Raw genomic sequence first — 5,297 nt, forward strand, 5'->3', positions numbered from 1 at the left:
ATCCGTTTCGGGATTGAGTACGCTTTACACATACGATTATGCGCATAGGGTTCCTGCATATTATCTTCCAGCCAATCAGATACCAACACAGTTAATGCGGGGCTATATTCGCGGGAGATTGTGGGTTTTTTAAGGCTCTTACTGCAAAAATAACGGTGATTTGAAATGCGGATATTGCCTTTCGTGATATACTTTGAGCAATATCTTGCCACATTCTCGTGGTCTGCCGTAGTCTTTCCTATGCGTGTGATTTGCGTATGCCCGAAGCGTTCTGCCGTATAGCTCCAATCTAATTTATGGTGTTTGTTAATAAAAAGCTCGTCTTTATTTATGCCGCTTATCAGGAAATGAAAGTGTAAACGTTGCGTTTTCTCTCCATACTCCGCTACAAGAAGATACTTAAATTCACAATTATTCCGTTTTTGATAATTGTTAAATGCCGTTAATATAGCGTCACGACAAGCGAGAGGATTTGAAACGTCATGCCATTTCGAATTAAAAGTAATAGTGCCGAAGTAGTCAAAGCGATTTGTCAAGGCGTAATCTACAACGGAAACACGCGCACGACGTAACGAACGCTCCATATGTTCGGGATTTTCTATTTTTACTCCGTCCGTATCAAACAAATTGACTTTTATTTTCGGGGTTTTATTTTTCGGCTTTACATAGGTGTTTGTGCAGGTAATGCGGATTGTATTTCCTGCCGTGATAAATCCTAATTGTAATTTATCCGATATTTTCATACTTCTTTCCTCTCGTTCTATTCGGGGGCTGACTTCCTCGGTTTATGAGCAGCTATTTATGGGGACAATCCCCATACCCCTACAACATTACTGTTATCCTACTTTTTTCTGCTATTAATGAAAAGGGTTTGAAAGATTTTCTAACTGTTTAATATGGGCTTTTTCGTAATAGTTACAAGTCGTTATATTGCTATGACTTAAAAATGTCAGTTAATCAAGTATGCGGGGACGCTCCGCGCCCCCGCAGAGCCCCCGAGGGGTTGGGCTCTTGCGGGGGGTGCCGTTGGCACCTCCCCTCTCACCCTTACATCAATCGTTCACGGCTTTATCGGCACTACCGCTTCACCGAACAGCAACTCAAACAACGAACGCAACGCTTTTATTATATCTTTCAGAACCAGCAACAGAAACTGCGAGAACGCAAACGGCAGACTAAACACGGACGCAATAGACCTGAAAAACGTCTTGATAACGTCGAATATATTTCCGCCCGAAACAATGACGTCACCCAGCTTCGAGAAGGCGTCCGAAATACGACCGAATGCCTCTATCACTACCGAAAAATCGCTCTTTATATCGGGCGGGAGATTTAGGATCACCTGCACAAAATACGAGCTCTCATTCGCTTGCAGACCGTACACAAAACGCACAAACGCTATACTCAACAGCAGCGCAAGCACTGTTAAAAAAAATCCTTTCATGTCAGCAGCCTCACTACTGCAATCACGACTATTCCTGTAAAGATAAACGCCACTAATGCGCCGATGTCAAAACCGTCATAAGAAAGATTGAACGCCGAAAGAAACGAACTCACAGGCGCGTCAAACAGCGAAAATACAAAGCCGCGAATGGAATTTGATAACGGCTCATCAGAAAGCTGGGAGAATGCGTCCGTCTTACCTTTTGAATAGCCCTCGTTATATCCGTTGTCAAAGCCTTCCTTGCGGCCATCAAGTACTCCGTCCGTATGTCCGTTAGAAAAACCCTCGTTATATCCGTTATCGTAGCCGTTCAAATATCCGCCCGATTTTGAAAGTACATTCGCGTTATAAAGTGTATCCATCGCGCGACCGAAATAGATTGTCAGGGCTTTTACCTCGATACCGTCCTCTTTCTCTTTCTCTCGTATTCCGATTAATGCGTAATCTTCGCCTATCGCCGTAGCGTTGTATTTCTCAATATCAGCATTGTAACGTTTATTAGCAGTCGAAATAAATGTCGCGGCCATTACGTCGCTATCGCCCAAGAAATACAGCGGGAAGCCGTCGTATTGAAACGGCGTCTTAAAATTCAAAGTCATTTCCACGTTTTCGAGCGTGTTTTCCGTATCGTTGTTATAGTGATAATACTTTCCCCAAATGCTATTGAAATTCAAACCGTTATAGCTAAAATCGGGTTTGCCGTTCGTGAGCGTTAGCGTCTGTCCGTTCGTATAACTGAATTTACCTGAAACAGTCGTGCCGTACAATACGCCTAAATTGAGTGTGTCGGACGCGTCTTTGTATCCTTCGTCATAGCCTGCTTCGTGGCCCGCGTTTTCGCCTTCTTGATAGCCTTGATTATAAATCAAATCATATGGCGGGCTATATGGGTATGCTACGTCACCAACGTTTAACATAGGTTTGAAAACGAGATTATCAACCGTCGCGCCCGTATAAACGATTATTTTAAACACAAAAAAATTAACCTTGGCAACAACTTTCAAACCCTCACCTTTATCAGCAAATCCATTAATACCATCATACAGATAAAATATAAACGTATCAGAACCCCCACCTATGGGACAGCCGCTAAAAAAATAAGATGCACCGACAGTAACAGGTACATAATTTGATAGCAAGAGATTATAAAGTAAAAGATATATGTCAAGCCGCAAATTTACCTCTTATAACCTTTTGGACTGATTACGGAGTCAATCAAGAATACATACAAAAACGAATTTCCGAATATTGTAACTAAATAAACCAGACTATACAAAAGGCTTTCATTAAAATAAATTTTTTCTAACCTCTTGACATATAATAAAAAGTGTGGTATAATAATACCACACTTAAAGGAGGATTATTTTATGGCACACATTATTCCGATCAGAGATTTGAAAAACACTTCCGAAATTTCCGAAAAATGCAGAGCCGCCAACGAGCCTATTTTCGTTACGAAAAACGGATACGGCGATATGGTCGTTATGAGCATGGAAGTTTATACCCGTTCAATGGCGCAACTTGATTTATACAAAAATCTCAAAGAAGCCGAGGACGAACTTAACAGCGGCGCGCCTACCATTTCCGCGAGGGAATTTTTAACGGAGTTAAGAACAAAGCATGAAAAGTTATTACGTTGACTTAACGCCTAAGGCGCAAAGAGATATTTCCTCAATACTCAACTATATCGCAATCGATTTATGTGCTCCCTCTGCGTCCTTAAACCTAAATACAAAGATATTAGAACAGATTGAACGGTTAGAAACGTTTCCCTTATGCGGAGAAGTCTATATTTCCGAAATCCCGTTAAAGCGTGAGTATCGGCGGCTTGTCGTGGATAATTATTTGATTTTCTACACCGTGAACGAAGCAACGGAAACCATAACGATTATGCATGTAGTTTACGGCGCTTCTAATTATCTTTCTATACTGTAAAACAAAGGACATATCCTACGAGGGTATGCCCTTTATTTTTGTTATAGCACGCATAATCTATTTCAAAGGTTGGAAATCGTGTGTAGGTCTGAAGCCTACCGGAGGTTCAAATCCTCTTCTCTGCGCCATAGAAATAACGGGTTGCGGCGAATCTGCCGCGACCCTTTTGTTATCCTCATTTCTTTATTGGAACACCTCTAAAACTGTGTTTACCTTCTTGATGCATAACCCCTTTAAGAGATAAAGGTTGGGAGTCCTGCGTAGATACTTTGACTTTAAAAGAATACTCTGGGGTAATAGGCGTTGGTCCGCCCATAAAATAGCAATCCGAAATAAAACTATCAAACTTTACCGCTCTATTTAATCCTCCCGAAAACTCATTTTCATCAAGAAGCTTAAAATGCAATTTTTCCATATCATTATTAAAAAAGAAAATAAACTTTGCAAGTGGTTCTAAATAATATTTGGCTTTTATCTCAATAATCATTTCTTGTGGAGAAATATTATCTATTAGACAATACAAATTACTAAATGACGAATCGCTCTTCTTAAAAGTATTATTCCCCTCTATAACATCTATCATTTGTCTTATGCCTACTTCTATGCCATAGGTAACAATATCAATATATAATGTTTGAGTCAATATGGGAGGAACTACACAATTTTCAATTCTAACTGGTATAAATTTGACATCTTCTCTCATGGATTTTAATAAAGCGTTCTGCCATTCTAATGCAACCATTTTACTCTCTACACTCTTTTTTGATACAAAATAAAAAAAGAATTTACACTTGTTTAATCCCTTATTCATCTCATCAATAATCCCGTCGCCAGGTTGAATAGACCATTCATCATAAAATATCTTTTCTTTTCCATAAATGTCAGAAAGCCTCGACGCTATAACTTGAACCAATTCCTGCTCACCATGAGAATAACTAATAAAAATCATATATATTTTTCCTCAAATTGTATTTATTATTTTTATTATATCATACTTAATATTTTTTTCAATAGCTTTGTCCCATTTTAAATCCGAAAATCGGGAAAGAGTTTGTATTTTGCCGCTTCTTTTCTCTTAAATTCGTCCATGACGTGCGTATAGACATTTAACGTCATGTCGGCGGTCGCATGGTCCATAAACCATTAAATACCCTTACGTTCCCGCCTCTTAAACCGCCTTTCCTGTTTTGTCCGTTGAAGAAACGCTTTTCTATCCTTTACTTTTTGCCTTGAAAGCTAAAGAGAACCGAACTTCAAAAGTCCGATTCTCTTTTTTATCGTATGGGAATTATTCTTTCGGTTCGTCCGGCATCAGCCATGCCTTATGGTCGGTGTGCAGAAGTTCGTGCGCACGGTGCGACATCGGCTTTTGCAGATAGTTTTCGTAACATTTGACGACGGAAGGATTTTCGTGCGAGAATCTCAAAGCGCTCTCTTTATCCAATTTACGCAAATTGTCGCCGCGTTCCGCCGCCAACTCCGCGCCCTCGTGGATAGGCTGCCCGCCGCCGCCCGCACAACCGCCCGGACAAGCCATGATCTCGACGAAATCGTATTTCGCTTCGCCGCGTTCTATCGCATCCATCAGTTTGCGGGTATTGCCCAAGCCGTGCGCCACCGCGACGGAAATTTCCGTGCCCGCCACGTCGAATTTAGCTTCCTTCCAGCCGTCCATGCCGCGCACGGCATAGAAAGCGTCGGGATCGGGATTCTTGCCCGTCACGAGGAAATACGCGCTGCGCAGCGCCGCTTCCATAACGCCGCCCGTCGTGCCGAAAATGACCGCCGCACCCGTACCTACGCCGAGCGGAGTATCGAATTCCTCCTCCTTCAAATCCTGCGGGATGATATGTTCCGCGCGGATAAGCCTGTCTACCTCGCGGGTGGTGAGCACTACGTCCACATCCTGTCCCGCGCC

The 5,297-nt window shown here is 41.8% G+C and carries 7 protein-coding genes; 2 read left to right on the forward strand and 5 right to left on the reverse strand.

What is annotated here, in order from left to right; genetic code table 11:
• The 3 genes from Q5866_RS20710 to Q5866_RS20720 all read right to left on the reverse strand — a co-directional run.
• Positions 1–743, reverse strand: a 743-nt coding sequence (locus Q5866_RS20710) for a hypothetical protein (protein ID WP_303182277.1), incomplete at its 3' end; no start/stop codon positions are given.
• A gap of 317 nt (positions 744–1,060) precedes the next feature.
• Entirely contained in the window at positions 1,061–1,444 is a 384-nt protein-coding gene (locus Q5866_RS20715) for a hypothetical protein (protein ID WP_303182278.1), read from the reverse strand.
• The gene (locus tag Q5866_RS20720; protein ID WP_303182279.1) at positions 1,441–2,361 is read right to left on the reverse strand and encodes a hypothetical protein; all 921 of its coding nucleotides are present in this window, start codon (positions 2,359–2,361) and stop codon (positions 1,441–1,443) included. The genes Q5866_RS20715 and Q5866_RS20720 overlap by 4 nt, the downstream gene beginning before the upstream one ends.
• Before the next feature lie 450 nt (positions 2,362–2,811).
• Here Q5866_RS20720 and Q5866_RS20725 point away from each other — a divergent pair, with 450 nt between their 5' ends.
• A complete protein-coding gene (locus Q5866_RS20725; RefSeq protein WP_303182281.1) occupies positions 2,812–3,084 on the forward strand; it encodes a type II toxin-antitoxin system Phd/YefM family antitoxin in 273 nt (90 codons plus the stop codon).
• Positions 3,065–3,379: a type II toxin-antitoxin system RelE/ParE family toxin gene (locus tag Q5866_RS21120; RefSeq protein ID WP_368502075.1), complete on the forward strand. Its 315-nt coding sequence runs from the start codon at positions 3,065–3,067 to the stop codon at positions 3,377–3,379. Before Q5866_RS20725 ends, Q5866_RS21120 begins: the two co-directional genes overlap by 20 nt.
• 175 nt (positions 3,380–3,554) lie before the next feature.
• Here Q5866_RS21120 and Q5866_RS20730 read toward each other — a convergent pair whose 3' ends face one another.
• Both Q5866_RS20730 and Q5866_RS20735 read right to left on the reverse strand, forming a co-directional pair.
• A complete protein-coding gene (locus Q5866_RS20730) occupies positions 3,555–4,328 on the reverse strand; it encodes a toll/interleukin-1 receptor domain-containing protein (protein ID WP_303182282.1) in 774 nt (257 codons plus the stop codon).
• 339 nt (positions 4,329–4,667) lie between these two features.
• Positions 4,668–5,297: [Fe-Fe] hydrogenase large subunit C-terminal domain-containing protein (locus Q5866_RS20735; protein WP_303182284.1), on the reverse strand; the 630-nt coding region annotated here is incomplete at its 5' end.

Source organism: uncultured Butyricimonas sp., assembly GCF_959596855.1.
Classification (GTDB): domain Bacteria; phylum Bacteroidota; class Bacteroidia; order Bacteroidales; family Marinifilaceae; genus Butyricimonas; species Butyricimonas muris.

Bases quoted from the DNA above. Each gene is read 5' to 3' on its own strand.
- Q5866_RS20730 (WP_303182282.1), bottom strand. From the start codon at position 4,328: ATGATTTTTATTAGTTATTCTCATGGTGAGCAGGAATTGGTTCAAGTT.
- Q5866_RS21120 (WP_368502075.1), top strand. From the start codon at position 3,065: ATGAAAAGTTATTACGTTGACTTAACGCCTAAGGCGCAAAGAGATATT.
- Q5866_RS20715 (WP_303182278.1), bottom strand. From the start codon at position 1,444: ATGAAAGGATTTTTTTTAACAGTGCTTGCGCTGCTGTTGAGTATAGCG.
- Q5866_RS20720 (WP_303182279.1), bottom strand. From the start codon at position 2,361: ATGTTAAACGTTGGTGACGTAGCATACCCATATAGCCCGCCATATGAT.
- Q5866_RS20725 (WP_303182281.1), top strand. From the start codon at position 2,812: ATGGCACACATTATTCCGATCAGAGATTTGAAAAACACTTCCGAAATT.